This is a genomic window from Mesorhizobium sp. M7A.F.Ca.CA.002.04.1.1 (assembly GCF_004022805.1).
Classification (GTDB): Bacteria; Pseudomonadota; Alphaproteobacteria; order Rhizobiales; family Rhizobiaceae; genus Mesorhizobium; species Mesorhizobium ciceri.
Genome location: NZ_RZPL01000976.1, coordinates 1 through 1,659 on the forward strand (window position 1 = coordinate 1; position 1,659 = coordinate 1,659).

2 protein-coding genes are annotated in these 1,659 nt (G+C 65.0%); both read left to right on the top strand.

Features of this window, described 5'->3' with window-relative positions; all coding sequences use genetic code 11:
* On the top strand, positions 1-378 hold a 378-nt coding region (locus ENZ75_RS31175), incomplete at its 5' end, for a glycine betaine ABC transporter substrate-binding protein (protein ID WP_281061317.1).
* 55 nt (positions 379-433) lie between these two features.
* Positions 434-1,597: an ABC transporter permease gene (locus ENZ75_RS31180; RefSeq protein ID WP_128278598.1), complete on the top strand. Its 1,164-nt coding sequence runs from the start codon at positions 434-436 to the stop codon at positions 1,595-1,597.
* Positions 1,598-1,659: the final 62 nt, after the last annotated feature.

The following is a 1,659-nucleotide window of genomic DNA, read 5'->3' on the forward strand; positions in this document are numbered from 1 at the left end:
ACCTATGGCTTCACGCTGAAGCCGGACCAACTGATCACTCTCTCAGGCGGCGACACCGCGGCAACCATCGCCGCGGCCGCCAACCAGACCAACGGCGCCAATGCGGCCATGGTCTACGGCACCGATGGCGGCATCGCACCGTCCGGGCTCGTCGTGCTCGACGACGACAAGGGCGTGCAGCCGGTCTACCAGCCGGCGCCGATCATCCGCGAAGCGGTGCTGAAGCAACATCCCGAGATCGAGACGCTGCTGAAGCCGGTCTTCGCCAAGCTCGACCTCGTCACGCTGCAGGAGCTGAATGGTCGCGTGCAGGTCGGCGGCGAGCCGGTCAAGGGCGTCGCCGAGGACTTTTTGAAGAAGAACGGCTTCCTGAAGTAGGACGATTCCGGCGCGCCGCTTTCGTGGCGCGCCGGATCGACTGACGGGGGAGGGCGTGAACATCCGCTTCGACAAGCTCGGCGTGGTCATCGCCGCTATATCAGCCTACGCGGCTTTTGCCGCGCCCTTTGCCACGTTCCGTGCCAACCGCATCGTCCCCGGCCAGGCGCGCTCGATTCTCGAGGCGCTGCCGGCAACCACCGGGACGCTGCTGCTCGTCATGATCGTCGCCGCAGCACTCATCGCGCTGTTCAAGACACCGCTTTCGCTGCGCCTTGCCGCCAGCGTGGTGGCGCTTGCCGCGCTCGCGCTGCTGATCGGCGTCGCCGGAACATTCCTCACGCCGGAGGGCAACACCTTTGCGAGAGTTTCGCCAGCCTCCGGTTTCTGGATTCTGATCTTTGCCTTCACGCTTTTGCTCGCCGATGTGCTGACACGGCTGGACCTGTCGCCATTGGCACGAGTTGGCGTGCTTGCGGTCTCGGCTTTGGCGATCGGGCTGCTGTTGATTTCGGGAAGCTGGGACAATCTGTCGATCCTGAAGGAATATTTCAACCGCGCCGACAGTTTCTGGGCGGAGGGCTCCAAGCATGTAACGCTGGCGCTAGGGTCGCTGCTTGCGGCAGTGGTCGTCGGCCTGCCGCTGGGCATTCTCTGCCATCGTGTCGAAAGTCTGCGCGCCGGGGTTCTCAACGTGCTCAACATCATCCAGACCATTCCCTCGATCGCGCTGTTCGGCCTGCTGATCGCGCCGCTCGGCTGGGTGGCCACGCATGTGCCGGGGGCTGCCGCGCTCGGCATTCGCGGCATCGGCACCGCACCCGCCTTCGTCGCGCTGTTCCTTTATTCGCTGCTGCCGGTGGTGGCCAACACCGTGGTCGGTCTCGCTGGCGTGCCGCGCGCGGCCCACGACGCCGCGCGCGGCATGGGCATGACCGACAGGCAGCGCCTGTTCGGCGTCGAGTTCCCACTGGCCTTTCCAGTGATCCTGACCGGCATTCGCATCGTCTTGGTGCAGAACATCGGCCTCGCCACCATTGCCGCGCTGATCGGCGGCGGCGGTTTCGGCGTATTCGTCTTCCAGGGTGTGGGCCAGACGGCGATGGACCTTGTGCTGCTCGGCGCGGTGCCAACGGTCGCGCTCGCCTTTGCCGCCGCCATCATCCTCGATGCGGTGATCGAAATGACCGCCACCAGGCGCAGGGTTGAAACGGCATGATCGAGATCGAAGGCATTACCAAGCGCTATGACGCGACGACCGTGGTCGATGACGTGTCTGTC